Annotated in this window: 19 protein-coding genes; 14 read left to right on the forward strand and 5 right to left on the reverse strand. The window is 61.7% G+C overall.

Annotated features, from left to right (window positions below; all coding sequences use genetic code 11):
* Positions 1-7: 7 nt before the first annotated feature.
* From LB558_RS21085 to LB558_RS21095, 3 genes are read left to right on the forward strand one after another with little or no spacing between them, the layout of a single operon-like run.
* Positions 8-1318: an aspartate aminotransferase family protein gene (locus LB558_RS21085; protein WP_224699299.1), complete on the forward strand. Its 1311-nt coding sequence runs from the start codon at positions 8-10 to the stop codon at positions 1316-1318.
* Between the two features lie 41 nt (positions 1319-1359).
* Positions 1360-1746, forward strand: a complete 387-nt coding sequence (locus LB558_RS21090) for a RidA family protein (RefSeq protein ID WP_224699300.1) — start codon at positions 1360-1362, stop codon at positions 1744-1746.
* Positions 1747-1756: 10 nt separating this feature from the next.
* Positions 1757-2632: a 3-keto-5-aminohexanoate cleavage protein gene (locus tag LB558_RS21095; protein WP_224699301.1), complete on the forward strand. Its 876-nt coding sequence runs from the start codon at positions 1757-1759 to the stop codon at positions 2630-2632.
* A gap of 189 nt (positions 2633-2821) precedes the next feature.
* On the opposite strand, the gene LB558_RS21100 is transcribed toward LB558_RS21095, so the two are convergent.
* The 5 genes from LB558_RS21100 to LB558_RS21125 all read right to left on the reverse strand — a co-directional run bounded on the left by LB558_RS21100 (position 2822) and on the right by LB558_RS21125 (position 6641).
* Entirely contained in the window at positions 2822-3352 is a 531-nt protein-coding gene (locus tag LB558_RS21100) for a hypothetical protein (RefSeq protein WP_224699302.1), read from the reverse strand.
* A 315-nt stretch (positions 3353-3667) separates the two neighbouring features.
* On the reverse strand, positions 3668-4111 hold the full coding sequence (locus LB558_RS21105) for a hypothetical protein (RefSeq protein ID WP_224699303.1): 444 nt from the start codon (positions 4109-4111) through the stop codon (positions 3668-3670).
* 31 nt (positions 4112-4142) lie between these two features.
* Complete coding sequence (locus LB558_RS21110) at positions 4143-4445, reverse strand: hypothetical protein (protein ID WP_224699304.1); 303 nt, start codon at positions 4443-4445, stop codon at positions 4143-4145.
* A 3-nt stretch (positions 4446-4448) separates the two neighbouring features.
* Positions 4449-4883, reverse strand: a complete 435-nt coding sequence (locus LB558_RS21115; RefSeq protein WP_224699305.1) for a MarR family winged helix-turn-helix transcriptional regulator — start codon at positions 4881-4883, stop codon at positions 4449-4451.
* Positions 4884-5729: 846 nt separating this feature from the next.
* A complete protein-coding gene (locus LB558_RS21125; RefSeq protein WP_224699306.1) occupies positions 5730-6641 on the reverse strand; it encodes a LysR substrate-binding domain-containing protein in 912 nt (303 codons plus the stop codon).
* A 162-nt stretch (positions 6642-6803) separates the two neighbouring features.
* Between LB558_RS21125 and LB558_RS21130 the strand changes: the two genes are divergently transcribed.
* The 11 genes from LB558_RS21130 to LB558_RS21180 all read left to right on the forward strand — a co-directional run bounded on the left by LB558_RS21130 (position 6804) and on the right by LB558_RS21180 (position 18636).
* A complete protein-coding gene (locus LB558_RS21130; protein WP_224699307.1) occupies positions 6804-7151 on the forward strand; it encodes a cupin domain-containing protein in 348 nt (115 codons plus the stop codon).
* Between the two features lie 108 nt (positions 7152-7259).
* A complete protein-coding gene (locus LB558_RS21135) occupies positions 7260-8021 on the forward strand; it encodes an amino acid ABC transporter ATP-binding protein (protein ID WP_224699308.1) in 762 nt (253 codons plus the stop codon).
* A complete protein-coding gene (locus tag LB558_RS21140; protein ID WP_224699309.1) occupies positions 8018-8662 on the forward strand; it encodes an amino acid ABC transporter permease in 645 nt (214 codons plus the stop codon). The genes LB558_RS21135 and LB558_RS21140 overlap by 4 nt, the downstream gene beginning before the upstream one ends.
* Entirely contained in the window at positions 8662-9339 is a 678-nt protein-coding gene (locus tag LB558_RS21145) for an amino acid ABC transporter permease (RefSeq protein WP_224699310.1), read from the forward strand. Before LB558_RS21140 ends, LB558_RS21145 begins: the two co-directional genes overlap by 1 nt.
* A gap of 19 nt (positions 9340-9358) precedes the next feature.
* A complete protein-coding gene (locus tag LB558_RS21150; RefSeq protein ID WP_224699311.1) occupies positions 9359-10189 on the forward strand; it encodes a substrate-binding periplasmic protein in 831 nt (276 codons plus the stop codon).
* 108 nt (positions 10190-10297) lie between these two features.
* Complete coding sequence (locus tag LB558_RS21155; RefSeq protein WP_224699312.1) at positions 10298-12208, forward strand: DUF3483 domain-containing protein; 1911 nt, start codon at positions 10298-10300, stop codon at positions 12206-12208.
* A complete protein-coding gene (locus LB558_RS21160) occupies positions 12208-13395 on the forward strand; it encodes an electron transfer flavoprotein subunit alpha/FixB family protein (RefSeq protein ID WP_224699313.1) in 1188 nt (395 codons plus the stop codon). The genes LB558_RS21155 and LB558_RS21160 overlap by 1 nt, the downstream gene beginning before the upstream one ends.
* On the forward strand, positions 13388-14128 hold the full coding sequence (locus LB558_RS21165) for a hypothetical protein (RefSeq protein WP_224699314.1): 741 nt from the start codon (positions 13388-13390) through the stop codon (positions 14126-14128). The genes LB558_RS21160 and LB558_RS21165 overlap by 8 nt, the downstream gene beginning before the upstream one ends.
* The gene (locus LB558_RS21170) at positions 14125-15633 is read left to right on the forward strand and encodes an FAD-dependent oxidoreductase (protein WP_224699315.1); all 1509 of its coding nucleotides are present in this window, start codon (positions 14125-14127) and stop codon (positions 15631-15633) included. Before LB558_RS21165 ends, LB558_RS21170 begins: the two co-directional genes overlap by 4 nt.
* A complete protein-coding gene (locus LB558_RS21175; RefSeq protein WP_224699316.1) occupies positions 15630-17669 on the forward strand; it encodes an NADH:flavin oxidoreductase in 2040 nt (679 codons plus the stop codon). Before LB558_RS21170 ends, LB558_RS21175 begins: the two co-directional genes overlap by 4 nt.
* 1 nt (position 17670) lies before the next feature.
* Complete coding sequence (locus tag LB558_RS21180; RefSeq protein ID WP_224699317.1) at positions 17671-18636, forward strand: ornithine cyclodeaminase family protein; 966 nt, start codon at positions 17671-17673, stop codon at positions 18634-18636.
* Positions 18637-18864: the final 228 nt, after the last annotated feature.

Raw genomic sequence — 18864 nt, forward strand, 5'->3', positions numbered from 1 at the left:
CGTTCTCATGTCAGCACCAGCGACACCAAATTCCGAAAAGCTCTATGCCCGCGCCCGCGAGGTCATGCCTGGCGGAAACACCCGTACGACTGTCTATCGGAAACCACATCAGATCTATGCCTGGCGCGGCGATGGCTGCCGGATCACCGACGTCGATTCCCATGTCCGGATCGACGCCTTGGGAAACTTCACCTCTCTGATCCATGGCTATGGCAACTGCCAGATCCTCGAGGCGGCCACACGGCAGCTCGAAGCCGGCACGTGTTTCGGCATGCCCACCGAGAGCGAGATCCGGCTGTCGGAAATGCTGTGCGACCGTCTGTCGTCCGTCGAGCGGCTTCGCTACACGAATTCCGGCACGGAAGCGGTGATGAATGCGATCAAGGCCGCGCGCGCCTATACCGGCAGGCCGAAGATTGCAAAATGCGAGGGCGCCTACCACGGGACCTACGACCCGGCTGAGACAAGTCAGGACGCGAGTCCCGCTACCTGGGGCGACATCGACAGGCCGGGATCCGTGCCGACAGCCAAAGGGACACCCCAGGGGGTGCTCGACGATGTCGTCGTCATCCCCTTCAACAACACCCCGGTCGCCGAGGCCATTCTGCGCGCCAGCGGCAACAGCCTTGCCGCCGTGCTCGTTGATGTCATGCCCAACCGCGCCGGTCTCGTCCCGGCAAAGCCCGAATACCTGGCGATGCTGCGCCGCGTCACGCGCGAACTTGGAGCCTTGCTGATCCTCGACGAGGTCATCACGTTTCGCCTTGGCTACAATGGCGCGCAAGGCCGTTTCGACATCGACCCGGACCTTACCACGCTCGGCAAGATTATCGGCGGCGGCTTTGCGATCGGCGCCATCGGCGGCCGTGCGGAGGTGATGTCGGTGTTCGATCCGAGCAAGGGCCAGCCCGCAGTGCCGCATGGCGGCACCTTCAGTGCCAATCCCATGTCGATGTCGGCCGGGATAGCCGCTCTTGAAGGATTGACGCCCCCTGTGTTCGAGAAGCTCGAGGCGCTCGGCGATCGCTTCGACCAGGGTGTTCGCGCCTGTTTCGCCCGGCATGGAATCAAGGGACAGGTGACCGGACTGGGCTCGCTGCGCCGTGTCCACCTGACGGACGCACCGTTGAGCGACTACCGCTCCACATTCGCCGCGGCCGACGGCGGCGCGCGGGTTGCGGCTCTCGCCAAGGCATTGTTCGACCAGGGCGTGATCATTGCAGGCAACGGGCTGATGGCGTTCTCCACCGTCATGGAAGACGCGGATATCGACGAAATAGTGCGGGCCTTCGACCGAGCATTGCCGGCGTTCGCATGATTAGCGGCAAGGAAAACCTCCGGACAGCCAAGGAGCAGCGTATGAGAAGGCAAAGGGTCGACGTGACCAACGATTGGGGAGCGGCTATCGGCTATTCCCGGGCCGTCCGCGCCGGAAACACCATTGTCGTATCGGGCACCTCCGCCTCTGGACCCAACGGCGCACTTCACCCCGATGATGCGGAAAGGCAAACCATCGTGGTCCTGGAGCGCATCGGCGCGGCGCTACGCCAACTCGAGGCCTCGATCGAGGATGTTGTCGAGACGCGTATTTTCCTGCGCGACATGAAGGATTGGGAAGCCGTCGGCAGGGCCCATGGCGCCGTCTTCGGCGACATTCGACCGGCAACGACGATGGTCCAGGCAGGGGCGCTCATCGACGACAGCCTGCTCGTCGAGATCGCCGCCACCGCTATCCTTGCAAGCTGAGAGAAATCATATGTCCAGGGACACCATCATCACCTGCGCGGTGACCGGCAGCCTCACGCGGCTGGAAGACAATGAAAATTTGCCGGTCACGCCGGAACAGATCGCGGCCTCGGCACTCGATGCGGTCGATGCGGGCGCGGCAATCCTGCATCTTCACGTCCGCCATCCCGACGGTCGACCGTCGATGGAACTCGATCACTACCGCGATCTCGTTCGCCTGATCCGCGCCAAGAACACGGAGGTGATCCTGAACATCACCACCGGACCTGGTGGCCGGTTCCAGCCCGGCGAGCAGGATCCCAAGATCGCCGGCCCCCGGACGAATTTCGTCACGGCCGAACGCCGCGTCGAGCACATACGCGATCTGCGGCCCGACATCTGCACGCTGGATCTCAACACGATGACGTTCGGCAGCGAGGTCGTCATCAACACCCCACCCAATGTCAGGAAGATGGCGGAGATCATCTATGACTGCCGGGTCCGCCCCGAGTTCGAGCTTTTCGACAGCGGAGATATCAATCTCCTCAATGATTTTCTCGCAAGCGGCGTGTTTCGCGGGCCGCCGCTCGTAAGCCTTGTGCTCGGCGTAAAATACGGCTTCGCGAGCACGCCCGAGACCATGATGTTCGCCCGCAACATGTTGCCGCGCGATGCCGTCTGGACAGGCTTCGGCATTGGCCGGGCAGCCTATCCGATGCTGATGCAGTCCTACCTGCTCGGCGGCCATGTGCGGATCGGCATGGAGGACACGATCCGAATGTCGCGGACCAAGCTCGTGAAGAGCAATGCCGAACTTGTAGAGAAGGCGAAATGGCTCCTGGAAGGACTCGGTGCCACTGTCGCCAGCCCAGCTTCAGCGCGATCTCAGCTAGGATTGAACGCCTAGTGCTCTCGACGTGGTCATTTGCACAGGCTTTGTCGTCTCGGTGGCGACGGCTCTGTCCGTCTCCGGCTTCGTCGTCGACCTTCGCGCGTCACGGGCACGGTCGGCCTTGTTGAAAGGGCAGGGGTCACTGCGGCAGTTTCGCCGCGTGATAGACGGTGGTCTTCTGGACATCGAAGAGAAGGCCGTCCGCTATATCGGGTTGAAACTGGGGTCATGGCTGCTGGGAACGGTCTGCTGGTCCGCCGTGAGCGCCATCGCTCCGGGCTGCCGGCGCGGGCATCCACGGCAATGGACCGCCGGTGGCGATGAACATTGCCGGCCATCGGCCGAAAAACGCGGGTGCGCCAATAGGCGGCGCGGAGCATCTTGATCACCTCCGTCGTCGGCCTGGCATGGCATCACATCGTCGCGGTCCGGTCGCGCACAATGTTGGACATACTCGGCCTTGGCGTATCGGTCTCGCTCGCCGGGCTCATCACACTCCTGGTTATCCCGCCGCAAGTCGTTGCCGGCTTCGTGCAGCAGAGCACGATCCCGTCCCTGGTGTTCCGCTTCCTCGGCACCTTCATCATAGGCGTTCTGCTCGACCACCAGCAGCGGCGGCGCGATCTCGCCATGTCCAACATAATCTACCGTGCCATGGTTCGTGAGCTGCCGGATTTCCTCAACGTAAAGGATGCCGACGGCCGCTTCGGTGCACTGTTCCCTGATGGCAGGCAAGGCTGGCTCTATACCGTTAAGACGCCTTTCCGTGACGAGGCCGGCAAGATTGTCGGGTCATTACATACAATCGCGACATCACCGAGCAGAAGCGGAACGCCCAACCCAAGAACGGCATTCCGAAGGGCCAGTCCGGCTCGGCCGAAGCGATGTATGAGGCCGTCAACGCCGGCGGGATGGACCTCGGAGTCGAGGGTACGGAGCTCGTGGCGGGTAGGACGTCCGCACGCGATGTATTCGAGGCTGCACAGAACGCCGCAAACGTGTAAGTCCGAGATGGGATCAGACGTCGGGCGCGTCGAAGGCGCTTTGTGGCTACAGGGCAGTCGATATCGCTCCTGCGGCAAGGATGACTGTCATGACAGAGAACGCGGTGATGTTCGCGTCCCACTTTCTGGCGATCACCGGCATCGGCGCATTGAATGGCAGATAGCCGTTTTTGTCATGGGTCGCGCCGTCATAGAGCGGCATTGCCGCTAGGGCCACGAAGAAGGACGCGTAGATGACCGCCCCCATGAGCGCCGCGAAATAAAGCCTGTCGATTTCGAAGGCTCCCGGCCACCAGATCAATGCTAAAGCGATCATGCCGAAGCCGGCATAGCTCGAAACCTGCCAGACCACGTGAAAGCGCGCGTGCGGTGTCCATGCCGGATTTGTGGCATGGGTTGCGTTAATATCAGCACGAACCGGGATGGCACTCCAACCGAGCGTGGCGACGGTAATCAGGATGCGGGCAACGAGGATATGATGGAATATCACGGCGTATTCTCCTGATTGGTGGCTCGGGTGATCAGACTTCCGAACCCATGGCCCCAGCGACTATTTCCCCAGCCGCACGACTGACCGGGCCGGCGAGAAAAGGCCGGACGTTCTCTGCGAACCAGGGCCCGGCGTCGTTGCGCGAGACGTCGTCGAGCGCATCGCGAGTCCGGAACAGGATCACCAGGATCGCCTCCTGGTCGCTCGCCCGGATCATGTTGCAGCCTCGGAAATCCGGATGGCCGATGAAGTTATTGAATGCATCGACCTTCGCCGACAGTGCGGTCCAGTCGGCATCCGGCCGAATCTGCAGGTGATTGACGACTGCATGCATCGTTCAGTTCTCCCCTTCTGAGTTTTTGGTTTGTTGTGGCCGGCGAGCCGCCTTGCGCAGCAGGCCGACGAATTCGGCAACCTCTTGGGCGCTCATGCCAGCGAACTGGTTGTGGTTTGTCCGCATCAGATCCCCGTGTGTTTGCTCAATCAGGCCCCAACCCTTGTCGGTCAGCGTTGCGAGCACGGTGCGCTGATTGTCCTTGGGCCGATGCCGGGCAATTAGCCCTGCCGCAACCAGCCGATCCAAAAGCCGCGTGACGTCCGGCACCTTGCGGACCAGGGACGCCTCCATCTCGCCACGCGAGATGCCCTGGCGGTCAGGGTCGCGGACATAAAGGATGCGCAGCACATTGAACTGGAGGGCTGTGATGCCCCAGGGGCGGAAGAACTCGTCCAGTTCGGTGGTGATGAGGATGCCAAGGCGAATGGCGAGCACTGCCGCATCGCTTTGCGGGTTTGATTTGTCGTCAACGGCCGTCCGAGGTCTGTGCTTCATCATAGTAGCGTGTCATTAACAATACTTGTTGTCAACATATTTTGTGTTGAACACGGTACTTTGGCCGCATCCGTAGGAATTGCGCTGGGTGCGGGGGGTTAGGCTGTCGTGGCTCGTCGTGTCGGCCAGTGCATCGGTCGCAAGATGTAATCCCTGCAAAGTCTGTGCCTGCTCGGCAGATTTTTCCGATCGGGGGGCAGTTTTTGCCAATCGAATACCGGCGTCCAATTCTGTCGCATAGGCTGAGTCCAGAGGAACGACCGTCTACCGGACATCCCTGGGATCGAAAGCCGGACGCGGCGACGTTGCGCTACATTGCCGGAGGGATATTGTGATTGACCCGGAAGAGGTTCTACGGGTCGTATTTCCGCTTCAGTGTGGCAAGTCGCGCAAAGTTGTCGCCGAAGGTCGCCTCGAGGCGCGCTTCCCCTCATCGTCCATCATGAAGTTGGGGTAGGCGCCAGCGAGATTGTAGGGATGCACGGCCTCCCAGTAGTCGCGTCCAGCGGTCGCTAGGTGACCTACAAGGTTGAAAAACTAGAGTTTTCTGACTGGGGGCAGGGGATTTCGATCCTAAGGCGAGTTTACCAATGGCCTATGACAGTTTATTCCGAATTGGCATTAACTGCGTCGATTTACGCAGAGTATAGGCGCGCCCGTGTTGGTCAACCCAGTTATGGTCGGCAACAGATTGGTCTACCCAAGAGTCAGGATGTCTACACGCCTCGCTTGGAGGGGTGCACAGGGACATTTGCCCATCGTAGCTGACGGCTTGTGAGCTTCAGCTCATGCGATCCCTTGAGGAGGATCTTCGGTCAGCAATTGGCCCTCCTGCTGCAGCCAGGCGACCAGCGATCGGACGACGGGATGATGTTTCTTCTCGTGCTTGACCTTAAGATAGTTTCCGTCCGGACTAACCATCTCATCGGGAATGAACCGCACAAGCTGGCCGGAATCCAAGTTTACCTTTACGTGTGACTGCCAGCCCATCAAAATCCCATGGCCCGCAATCGCCGCCATGAGCGCGTCGGTGAAGTATGTGAAATGGTGCGCTACGTTGAGGCGCTCGCCCCGCGTGCCGTGATGCGTCATGAACTCCGACCAGCCCGGCCAATCGCCATGATTGTCGCAATCGATGATCTTGTGTCGCCACAGGTCCTCGAGCCGGATCTGGCCACCGGCCCTCTCCAGATATTGGGCGCTGCAAACCGGGAACAGCAGGTCATGGAAAAGATAATGCACCTCGCCGTCATGCCAGTTCCCGGTTCCATAGCGCATAGCGATGTCCACGGCATTCATGTGGAATTCTGAGCCGCGCTGCTGGCTAACGGTGTGGAAGCTGACGTCCGGATGTTGTGCGCCAAACCGCGATATTCTTGGTACGAGCCAAGTGCTGGCGAAAGCCGCATAGGCGGTGATCTTCAACTGTAAGGCCGCGCGGTTGATGCGCAGCCGGTCGACCGCCTCCGCTATCTCGGCCAGGCTTCTCGACAGCGTCTCCGCAAGTTCGCGTCCGCGTTCGGTCAGTTCGACCGATCTGTGCAATCGTTCGAACAGCGGCGCGCCGATCATGTTCTCAAAGTCGCGGATCTGACGGGTGACCGCCGGTTGGCTGACGCCGAGCTCATTCGCGGCGGCTGTGAAACTCTTCAATCGCGCCGCAGCCTCAAAGGCGACCAGCGCGGCAAAAGGGGGCAACCTGGTTCGGAATTTACTCACATGATCTCTCCACGCCAACGATCGTCCCATAATCTCCGGTTATGTCAAGAGCACTCGAATTCGCGTTGACCTCGGTTGGCTAAGGGGATGAGAGTTAATCCAACAAGCGAGACGGCTAAACAGGTCGCCAAGGGGAAGATAATGAACAAGCTGATGCAGCCCGCCTCCGCAGGGCGTCCCGAGGAAGAGAAGTTTTACGTCGTCGACAGCGATGCGATGGCGTGGGGCGATGGTGGCGGCGAAGGTTTTCTGAGCAAGGAATTGCTCTACTCCGAAGATGGCCGCGGCGCGCATCTGATTAAAGTCGAGCCAGGCGCCTACGCTGGAAGCCATTCCCACGACCGTATCGAACACTTGTTCGTCCTTGAGGGCGACTTCTACGACCAGAACCAAACCTACAAAAAGGGCGATTTCGTCGTTCGTGAGGCTGGTGCGAACCACATCGCCGGCAGCAAGAATGGGGCGTTGATCTTCCTGATGTTCATTTGACAGGGCCCGCCGTAGCCGATCGCTCCAAGCGCTACCGCGGTCGATGTGGAACACGCCATTAGCCAGTCTCGGCACTGCGATGCCCAGGCGTAGCCAAGGAAATGCCGAATGAAGGCATGCCAAAAACCTGTCATCCAGCTGAAGGGCGTGTGCAAGAGCTACGGCCAACATGCCGTGCTGAAAAACATCGACCTCGAGGTCCACGCCGGTGACGTCCTCGCAATCGTTGGCCCGAGCGGATCGGGCAAATCCACGCTCTTGCGCTGCATCAACTATCTCGAGCCGCCGGATGCAGGACTTGTATCGGTGAACGGTCTTGCCTTGAACGGTGGCGTCGCGCCAGAGCGGCAACAGCTTTTTACCCTGCGCCGCAGCCTCGGGATGGTCTTCCAATCCTTCAACCTCTTTCCCCACCTGAGCGTGCTCAGGAATGTCAGCCTTCCGCAGGAACGCGTGCTGAAACGTTCACGGGCGGACGCCAACAGGATTTCGATGCAGTTGCTGGAACGCGTCGGTCTTGCAGACAAGGCACAACAGTTCCCGGTGCGGTGTTCGGGCGGCCAGCAGCAGCGCATCGCCATCGCGAGGGCCTTGGCCCTCGACCCGAAGGTCATGCTGTTCGACGAGCCGACATCCGCACTCGATCCGGAACTGGGTCTCGAGGTGCTGTCGGTGATGCGGCAACTCGCCGAGAGCGGGATGACGATGATCGTGGTGACGCACGAGATGGGATTTGCCGAGAACGTATCCGACCACGCCATGATCATGGCCGACGGGCAGGTGATCGAGTACGGCCCGAGCCGCGATGTCATCAGGTCTCCGACGTCCGAGCGCGCCAAGCGCTTCTTGCGAGCGGTCAACGAAAGATGACGCTCGACGCCGCGATCTACATTCTCGCCGGCCTGCCGATGACGATCGCGGTTACCGGCCTCGCGCTGATCGTCGGCGCAGTCATCGGCTTCCCGCTCATGTTGGCAAGCCAGTCGATCTTCGCGCCGCTGCGGCTTCTGACTGTCGCCGTCATCAGCCTCGTGCGTTCAGTTCCTCCCATACTGTGGCTGTTCCTGATTTTTTTCGGACTGGGTACCAGCGTCGTCACCCTCTCGGCATTTTCGGCAGCTGTCGTCGCCTTCGGCCTGATTGCAGCCGTCAATATGGCCGAGATCTATCGCGGCGGCATGGTTGCCATCCACCATGGGCAATATGAAGCGGCCCACGCGCTCAACTTCAGCAGGTATCGGCTCTACACCGATATTCTCATCCCGCAGATGGTGCGGGTGTCCATACCGTCGGCCGCGACTTATGCGATCGGGCTGATGAAGGACTCCGCCATCGCCTCGACGATCGGCGTCGCGGAATTGGCTTTTCGTGGCAACCAGATTTCGATGCAGACCTATCGCGGCCTCGAGATCTATGCGGTGGTCGGGCTTCTCTACATCCTCCTTAGCCTTCCCGTTGCGGCTCTGTCCCGAGAGGCTGAACGTCGCCTTCGTGCAAAGGTATCCCGCTGATGGACGCGCTGCTCATGGGGGTGACTTGGGAGGACGTGGTCAGCTGGCTACCCTCGTTCTGGAACGGTTTCCTCGTCAGCGTGAGGATCACGCTGGTATCGCTGGCCATCGGCATTCCGCTCGGATTCCTGTTCGCCCTCGGAGTGCAGGCCCGCAATCGAGCGATCCGGTACGCTTGCCTGGCGCTTGTTGAGATCGGGCGGGGCGCCCCGGCTCTGGTCCTGCTGCAGTTCGTCTACTACGGCCTGCCGAACACCGGTCTGTCGATCGGCGCATTCATGGCCGCTTCCATCGCGCTCAGCTTCAACACCGGCGCTTATACGAGCGAGATCATCCGTGCGGGGCTCGACTCCGTTCCGGCGGGGCAGAAAGAGGCGGTCGATGCGTTGGGCATGACCAGTGCTGACGGAATGCGCTTCGTGATCGCTCCGCAGGGAATCCGTGTCGCGATCCCCGCTCTTCTCGGCTTCGCCATTCTGGTTTTCCAGGGCACGTCGCTTTGTTTCGCCATCGCTGTCCCCGAACTCATCAGCCGGGCCTACGACATAGGTTCGATGCAGTTCTACTATTTTCCCGCGCTCACAGTGGCCGGGATCTTCTACGTCGCCGTCTGCATCCCCGCCTCCTTCATCGTGTCCTGGGCGGAACGCAGGGCCGGCGCGTACTCGCAACGATAACTTAATCAGGAGCACTCACATGCGCATGACCAGACTGTTTGCATCGGTCCTCGCGGCGACCGCCACCGTCGCCGCGACGTCCGCCTACGCCCAGGATTGCAAGCCGAAGCACGAGTTCACCACCGCCGAGAAGGGATTCCTCACGGCAGGCGCCGTGACGTTCAATCCATATTCCTATATCGATAGCAGCGGTAACGTGCAGGGCGTCGACGCGGACATTCTCATCGAAATCGCGACGATGGAATGCCTGCAGCTCAAGACGCTGCCGACCGACGCCGCGGCGGGCATCCAGACGGTCGTCTCGGGCCGTGCCGACGTCAGCACCGGCGCATGGTACCGCACCAAGGACCGCACCCGCGTTGTGAACCTCTCCGCGCCGCTCTACCTCGACCAGATGGCCGTCTACTCCAAGGAAGGCGTGACGCGCGCTGATCAGCTTGATGGCAAGACGGTTGGTTCCGTGCAGGGCAATCTCTGGGTCGCCGACCTACAGAAAGTGTTCGGCGAGAACCTGAAGCTCTATCCGACTTCGGTCGCGATGCATCAGGATCTGGTCGCGGGCCGGCTCGACGCAGCGTTTGACGGTTACTCGACCGGCGTGACGGCGATCAAAGCGGGCACGCTGAGCGGAATCAAGGTGAAGGTCATCGAGGCTGATAAGCGCATCGGCGCTTCGAAGGAAGCAGGACAGGGCACATTCCCGATGAACAAGAAGAACGAGGCCTTCACCGCCGCGATCGACGACGATATCGCCGAACTCCACAAGAACGGCAAGATTGCCGAGATCCTCGTCAAGCATGGTCTTGACGCCTCTGCCGCGGAAACCGGCGCGCCTCGCCTGATCCAGTAATCGTACTCGCTCTACGGAAGACACACAAATGCTCCGGCAGGCGGGGCGACCTTCCCGCCTGCACGCCCAAACTCGTTTGAAATTCAGACTTCTGGATCCTCAGTCATCATGACCGAACCCACAACAGCCATGCTCTGTGTGCTCGCGTTCGCAGCCAGCGTCGCCTTGGCGCGGTTCGCGATGCTCGCCTTGCGCTGGCGCGTGGGAATGCGTGCCGAAGTTCCGATCCTTGCCGGAATTGCCAGCCTGCCCGGTCGTTACCTCCATGACGTCCATGCCGTCGTGGCTCGAAAGCCCGAGAGTGCGCGGATGCACGCCTCGCTCGCAGGCGGCATCCTGCTGGCTCTGGTTCTGGCAACCGTGCTTGGCATTCATGGAGGGCGCATCCTGGGCTGGCTCGTCCTCGGTATGTGCGCCATCGCCGCCTACGGACTTTTGCTGCAGGCGCGGCGGAGGCTGCCAAATCGCCCTGCGCATCTGTCGGGTGGGAAGTGGAGTTTCCTGACATTCGCATTCGCGCTTGTCCTCGGTTCGATCGCGCTTGCGACCGCGGCGGTGCTTTTCGGGCCGTCAACCGCAAGCGACATCGCGACGATCGCGTCACTCGGCTGTGGCCTGATGGGGCTCGGCTGGCTAGCCTGGACGATCACGGACGGTCCCATGCGTCATGCGGTGGCCGGAGCGGCCCATCTGGCCTTCCATCCCCGACCCGATCGCTTCGGTGCGAGCAAGCCGAGTTCCGCATTGCGGACGATCGATCTGGACGCGCCGGTTCTTGGCGCACCGACTGTTGGCAGCTTTTCCTGGAACCGTCTGGCCGGCTTCGATTCATGCGTCCAATGCGGTCGATGCGAAACCGCCTGTCCGGCTTTCGCGGCGGGAATGCCGCTCAACCCGAAGCGCCTTGTTCAGGATATCGCCGGTAACCTTGCTTCGCGGGGCGCCCGGCTGAGTTATTCGGGCAGCCCGCATCCGCACATCGACTCGGCGTCCGTCGCGGCCGGACCGAGCGCGCCGCTGGTCTCCCATATCGACAGCCGTGAATTCCTCGCCATGGCGCCCGAGACGCTATGGGCCTGCACGACCTGCCGCGCCTGCGTGCAGGAATGCCCGATGATGATTGAGCATGTCGATGCCGTGATCGACATCCGGCGCTACCAGACGCTCGAGGAGGGTGCGGCGCCTGGCAAGGCCGCCGAGGTTCTCGACAATCTGGACAAGACGGACACGGCGAGCGGCCGCGCGCTTTCGGAACGGCTCGACTGGGCCGCGGATCTCTCGCTGCCGTTAATCTCTCCGGGGCAGGAAGTGGATGCGCTGCTCTGGCTGGGGGAGGCCGCCTACGATCGCCGCAACCAACGGACGCTTCGGGCGCTCGTCCTGCTGTTGCGGCAAGCCAAGGTCGATTTTGCCGTTCTTGAGGAAGAGCGCGACTGCGGCGATCTTGCCCGCCGTCTTGGGGACGAGGCCGGCTTTATCAGGCTCGCGCGGAGCAACGTCGAGATGCTTTCTGAACTGAGGTTCAAGCGCATCGTCACCACCGATCCTCACGTGCTCCATTCGCTGCGCAACGAATACGCGGAATTCGGAGCGGCACTGGTCGTCGAGCATCATACGCAGATATTGAACCGGCTGGTTGAGGAAGGCCGCCTTACGCCGGCGCGACTGGAGGGGCGGCGGGTCACCTATCACGATCCATGCTATCTCGGCCGCTACAACGGTGAGACGGCTGCACCGCGCGCGCTGCTGTCGACGATCTCGACAGACTTCGTGGAGATGGAAAGATCCGGCATGCGCTCGCGCTGCTGCGGCGGCGGGGGTGGCGCGCCCGTCACGGATATTTCCGGTGACCGGCGTATTCCTGACATCCGCATGGAAGACGCCAAGTCGGCCGGCGCGGACATCGTCATCACGGCATGCCCCTATTGCGCGCAAATGCTCGAAGGCGTTTCCCAGGCGCGCCTCGAAGTGATCGACATCGCCGAACTGCTGCTCGCTTCGACGGGGGCGAGCCGCTGATGCTTCGGATCAAAAGACAAAGGCGTGTACCTTTGCCGCCCGGCGTCGCGCCGCGCATCGATCCACGCACTCGCGGCACAGATGCCGACGTCACCGGCCTAGCGCGTATCCTGGCGCGCGGCCCGGGTATCGCGCGCCGGAATCCACATGAGGAAAAGCGCCAGCGGCTTCGCCGCGAACTGCGCATCGCGCGGACGGAACCAGGCGCAAGTCGTACACGGCCATCCGCTGAGCCCATAACAGTGGTCGTAGCGGATGATGTTCCGTGGATCATCGCCGTCAGTCTGCCGGAAGAGCCTTGGCCGGACGCGGAACGGGAAGTACTTGGCGCGTCCAGACGGCTCGCCGACGAGATCGGCGGCGGCGTGGTGCTGCTGCGGGTCGGCGAGGGCAGTGCCGCCAGAGATGTCGGTGCGTTTGCCGCGGATCGCTTCGTGCAACTTCCACCGTCGATCGACTTGGACGTGGTTGCCGAACGGCTCCGGACTGTGATGACACGCTTCGATGCCCGCCATATCTTTTTCAGCGAAGGCGGTGCGGACGCTGACCTCGCCCGGCGAATGGCGGTAGTCCTGGAGGATCGGCCGGCGACCTCGCTGCAGGTGCTGTCGCGATGTCAAGCGGTCGTGCTCGAAGCTGGCGGCCGGATCGAAGTCAGCCGCCCGCTCGCGAAAGTGATGACGCTCTCGGCCGGACGGTTCGATCCGCATGACGAAACCGTGCGGCGGGAAAGCCGGAGGGTCATCGTTGAAACGGAAGATGTGGCCGAAGCCGTTCGCGATCTCGGCAAGGCCGCGACGTCGCAACTCGACGCGCCGCTTGGTGAAGCGCGCTTCATCGTGAGCGCCGGAGACGGCGTTACCGACTGGGAGGGTTTCCGGAACGTGGCGGAGGTGCTTGGCGCAACGATCGCCGGAAGCCGGCAGGTCTGCGATGCCGGGCACCTTCCCCGGCATCGACAGGTCGGTGCCTCAGGTACGCTGGTCGAGGCGCGATGCTACCTTGCCTTTGGTATCTCCGGCGCACCGCAACACCTCCAGGGCATACAGCGCTGCCGGCATGTCATAGCCGTGAATACGGACCTCCACGCTGCCATGATCAAGCGTGCGGATTTGGCCATTATCGCGGATGCGCAGGCAGTGATGCCTGCTCTGGCGCGTCTGTCGGGAGCACACGCCAATGGCTGATCTGAAGGTCGCCGTATTGCTTTCCGCAGGCGTCCACCCGGTCTCTGCAAAGTCGCGCATGGCTCCGGGTGACGCACGCGCTCTCGAAATGGCGTTGAAGCTTACGAGCCGACCCGTCGCGCTCCATGCCGGCAACGCATCCAATGATGCGCTCCGCGACTATCTCGGCATGGGCGTCGAGCGCATCCATGTGCTCGGCCCTTGTGGCGAAGGTGACGACGTCGTGCCGGTGCTCGCTTCGGAGATGGCAAACATCGATCCCGACATCGTCCTGACCGGGATGAGCGCCGATGCAGGAGAGGCGAGCGGCATGGTGCCGTACCTTGTAGCGCGGCGGCTCGGAATGAAGCACATATCCAGCGTTGCCGCCGTCGAGGCAATCGAGCGGGGCGAGGCGATCCTGGTTCAGGCCTACAAAGGCTCCGCCCGGCGACGCATGGCGGTGCAGCTGCCTGTCCTCATCTCGGCCAGCGAACTTGCTCCCGCGCCGCGTGCGCGGGCCTTTGCAAAAGCGCGGCGCGGCATTCTCGAACCGGTGATCGTCGAGACGCAGCGCGACGAAGAAGCAGCGGGATGGATGCGAACCACGGCGCGGCGGCGGCCGAAGAAGATATTCGCCGGACAGGCAACGGGCAGCGGCGTGCCGTTTGTCGATTTGACGCCTGACGAGGCCGCACAGCGGATACTCGACTTCCTGAAGGACAAGAACATCATCGGAGGCAAAGGCCAATGACGGCGGAAACCTACGACGTGATCGTCATCGGCGGCGGCATCATCGGTGCAGGGGCAGGACAGCATCTCGCGGCAGCCGGCTTCAGGACCCTGCTACTCGAACGCGGCGACTACGGGGCGGCCACGAGCAGCCGAACGTCGCGACTGCAGCATTGCGGCCTGACCTATTTCTCGGCGGCAAATCATTCGCTTTGGAGTTTCCTGAGCCGGCCGGCCTACGTGCTCGAATGCCTTGAGCTCGCCAGGCGAGCGATGCGGGAACGTGGCGAATTCGTGAAGACGTCTCCCGAGCGGATACGAAAGCTCGAATTCGTCGTGCCATTCAACGCACGCAGCGCAATCTCGGGCCCGCGCGCGCGGCTGGCTTTCGGCATCATGTCGCTGTTCGATCGCGGCGTGCCTCTGGACCTGAAGGTGATGTCGGCTGCCGAGGCGAAGCGTCATCCTGGCCTGCAGGGCATGGCGGGCCTTCACAATGTGCGCGGCGCGCTGTCCTTCACTGAGTACCAGTATGTCTGGCCGGAGCGCATCGTTGTCGAAACGATCATGAAGGCGCGGGACATCGGCCTCGAAGCGCACAACTATGCCGAGGTGGTAGCGATCGGCCGAGCAAACGAAGGATGGTCGGTCGAGGCACTGTTTGCCGGCGGCGAGAGCAGGATCTTCCGGACGAAGGCCATCGTAAACGCGGCCGGAGCCTGGGTGGATGAGATCACCGGTCTCTGCTCGAACTCCGCACCGCCGATGAACTCCGGCGCGAAAGGAACCAACGCTGTCGTGCGACTGCCCGCCTCGATGCGCGGCATCGGAATGGAGACGATCACGCCTGAGGGTGCTCCTTTCTATCTTATCCCGTGGGGCGACCTTCATTACGCCGGGCCGTGGGACACGCCTTCCGATGCTGACCTGGCGGGCTATCGAGCCACGGAGGCCGAGGTGAACGGCATCGTCGACATCATGAGTCAGATTTACCCTGGCATTCCGCTGGAACGTGCCGACGTGCTTTACACCTGGGCAGGGGTCCGGCCCCGCACCGCTCGAAAAGGCGAGGCGATGGGCTCGATGGCAGTTTGCGAGCACGACCTCTCGGATCGCGGGCTCAAGAACTTCTTCGTCTTCACGGGCGGTCTCCTGATGACGCATCGCGACGCGGGCCGACGGCTCACGAAGGCGGTAGCGCGGCGCGTAAAGCCATCCGGACCGACGCGGCCACTGGATTATGCTGCGCGGCTGGTGCCCGACGGCGATCGCGTGGCGGAATCGAGCGTGCGCTGGGCCATCCAGAAAGAACAGGCGCGAACGCTGGAAGACATTCTGCGCCGACGCCTCCCGGTCGGCTGGGACGAGGATCTGGGCCTGGCGCACGCCGAATCCGCCTCCCGCATCGCCGCCGACATGCTTGGCTGGTCCGAAGACGAACGGCAGGCGCAAGTCGCTGATTTCACCGAGGCAACGATCTCACATTTCAACCCGCGCGACCCAGGTCGCTGGATTTCCAAGCCATGACCGAGCTTCAATCCCTCCTCAAGCCTTTCAAGCTGAAGCACCTGACGCTTCGAAATCGCATCATGTCGACCTCGCACGCGCCCGGCTACGCCGAGGACGGGATGCCGAAGGACAAGTACCAGCTCTATCATGCCGAGAAAGCGAAGGGCGGCATTGCGCTTACAAGCTTCGGCGGATCCTCCTCCATCTCGAAAGACTCGCCGCTGCCCTTCAATCAGATCGACGTCAGTGACGACCGCGTCATCCCGTATTTCGAACAGTTCGCCGAACGCGTTCACGGGTACGGCGCGGCAATCATGTGCCAGATCACGCATCTGGGTCGTCGGGGATCGTGGGACACGCGGGACTGGCTCCCGCTTATCAGCCCGAGCACGAACCGCGAGGAGATGCACGGGGCATACGGCAAGGAGATGGAGGACTTCGATTTCCGCCGCGTTCGCCGTCACTTCGGCGAAGCCGCCGGTCGCGTCAAGCAGGGCGGTCTCGACGGCTGCGAACTGATCGCCACGGCCCACCATCTACTGGATGCGTTCCTTTCGCCGGTCGTCAACAAACGGACCGACAAGTATGGCGGCTCGCAGGAGAACAGGCTCCGCTTCGTGATCGAAGTCATAGAGGAGATCCGCGGCGTTGTCGGCAGCGACTTCATTCTCGGCATGAAGTTCGTGGCGAACGAACTGCAGGAAGGCGGACTGGACGCAATCGAGTGCCTGCGGATCACGCAGGCACTCGCGGCCACGGGCATGCTGGACTACATCAACGTGCACCAAGGGAATGGGGACACGGTCCGCGGCCTCCAGAGCATGCTGCCGGATATGTCCTACGACTCCGGCGCGTTCCTTTACCTTGCGTCAGCTGTCAAATCAGAGGTGGACATCCCGGTGTTCCACTCGTCGGCGATCCGCGACCTGGCGACCGCGGCGCGCGCCGTGGCCGAAGGTCATGTCGACATGATCGCCATGACACGCGCGCATATAGCGGACCCTCATCTGGTACGGAAGATGATGGAAGGCCGCGAGGACGACATCCGCCAATGCGTAGGTGCCAACTATTGTATCGACCGGGTAGGGGAAGGTCATCCGGCCAGTTGCATACAGAACGTGTCCACAGGTCGCGAGGGGCAACTGCCCCATGATGTTACGACCGCCGTGTCTCGCCAGAAGGTCGTGGTCGTTGGCGGCGGACCGGGCGGAATGGAAGCCGCACGCGTCGCTGCGCTGCGTGGACATGAGGTGGTTCTATTCGAAAAAGAGGCTCAACTGGGTGGCCAACTGCGCTTGGCCCGTGTCCTCGGCTGGCGCGAGAACATGGGCGGCATAAGTCGCTGGCTAGACATGCAGGTGCGCAAGCTCCGTGTCGATGTGAGGACCTCGACAGCGGCGACGGCCGAATTGGTACTGGCCGAGAATCCCGATGCCGTCATTATTGCGACAGGCGGAAAGCCCAATATCCCGGACATTCCTGGGCGCGAGTACATCACATCCAGCTGGGACATACTTTCCGGAGCAGCCAAGCCAGGTGAAAACGTACTCGTCTATGACGTCACGGGCGACACACAGGGCCTGACGGTCGCCGATTTCATGTCGGAACGCGGCTCGCTTGTAGAGATCGCCGCTCCAGACCAGATGATCGGCGCGCATATGGGAGGAACCGCTCGTATCAACTTCATGAAACGCCTGCATGAACGCGACGTTATCATGACGCCCGGCTACTACCTGCGCTCTGTTTATCTCGAGGGGAACGCCCTGATCGCCGTATTGCGCGAGGCCTACAGCGACCGGGACCAGGAACGGGAGGTAACGCAAATCGTGGCGGAGAATGGTGTGCTGCCGTCCGACGAACTCTACCGGCAACTGCGACCTGCATCGATCAACCTCGGCGAACTCGACCATCAGGCTTTCACGTCGTTGAACCCGCAGACGATCGTCAACAACGAGGGGGGCAAGTATCGGCTCTTTCGCATCGGCGACGCGGTCTATAGCCGAAATATCCATGCAGCGATGTTCGACGCGGCCCGATTGATGAGAGGTCTGTGACATGTCAGCCGATGGCATGATCCACATCGATGCCGCTCGGATACGGGAAATGCTTTCATATCCGGAGCTCATCGAGGCGTTACGGGTTTCCCATGCCGAATATGCGATGCCTCAGCTCGATCGAAGGATAACGGAGTCTCCTTCAGGTGATCGCTTCGTCAATCTTACTGCCTGGATACCGGGTCGGGCGATCGCGGTGAAGATGGTAGGCGTGTTTCCCGAGAATGTGAAACTGGTGCCGCCGCAGCCGTCGGTCCAAGGTATCGTCGCCCTCTTCGAAGGCACCACAGGTAGAGCACTGATGACATGCGACGGAGCAGAAATCACTTACCGCAAGACCGCAGCAGATTCAGCTCTCGGTGCAGATTACCTCGCCCGAAAGGATGCCAAAACACTTCTGGTCCTCGGAGCGGGTGGACTGGCGCCTCATATGGTCAGGGCGCATCTCGCGGCCAGGCCGTCACTTCAGAATATCCTGATCTGGAACCGGTCTCCCGAAAGGGCCGAACTCGTTGCGCAGGAACTTGCCGGTGAAGGTATCAACGCGACACCGTGGTCGTCGCTGGAAGCTGCTTTGCCGGAGGCTGACATCATCTCTTCAGCGACGATGGCGAAGCAGCCGCTGATCCGTGGGGCACTGCTGAGGCCGGGGGCGCATGTCGATCTGGTCGGTTCTTATCTCCCCGACATGCGCGAGGCCGACGATGAAGTGCTCAGCAGGGCCGCAGTGATCTGCATGGATACCCGCGAAGGGTACGACTGCAGCGGCGATATCATCCAGCCCATCGAAAATCGCACGATCCGCTTCGAGGATATCAAGGCCGATCTGTTCGAGTTGTCCCGGGGTACGCATCGCGGACGCCAGTCGGAGACGGACATCACCGTTTTCAAGAACATTGGCGGCGGGCATCTCGACCTATTTGCCACCTTGGCACTTCACGACAAGGTCGCAAAGCGTCCGTCGTAAATCCTTTGGATCGCGATTGCCGAGCGCTTCGGACACTATGAAATCCGTCATCCGGAGGAACTCCACGACGGACCGGCGATGTCGCTGCTAACTAGAGGGAAATTTAGAGGGAAATTGTGACGCTCGGCACACCGCGCGCCGGTCTTCAGCGAGAAACGGATACTCTCGGACTTCGGTGACGAACGCCGTCTCTTCGCCGATCGGGACGGCCAGCTTCATGCCGACCAT

The organism is Mesorhizobium sp. CO1-1-8, from assembly GCF_020164875.1.
Lineage (GTDB): Bacteria > Pseudomonadota > Alphaproteobacteria > Rhizobiales > Rhizobiaceae > Mesorhizobium.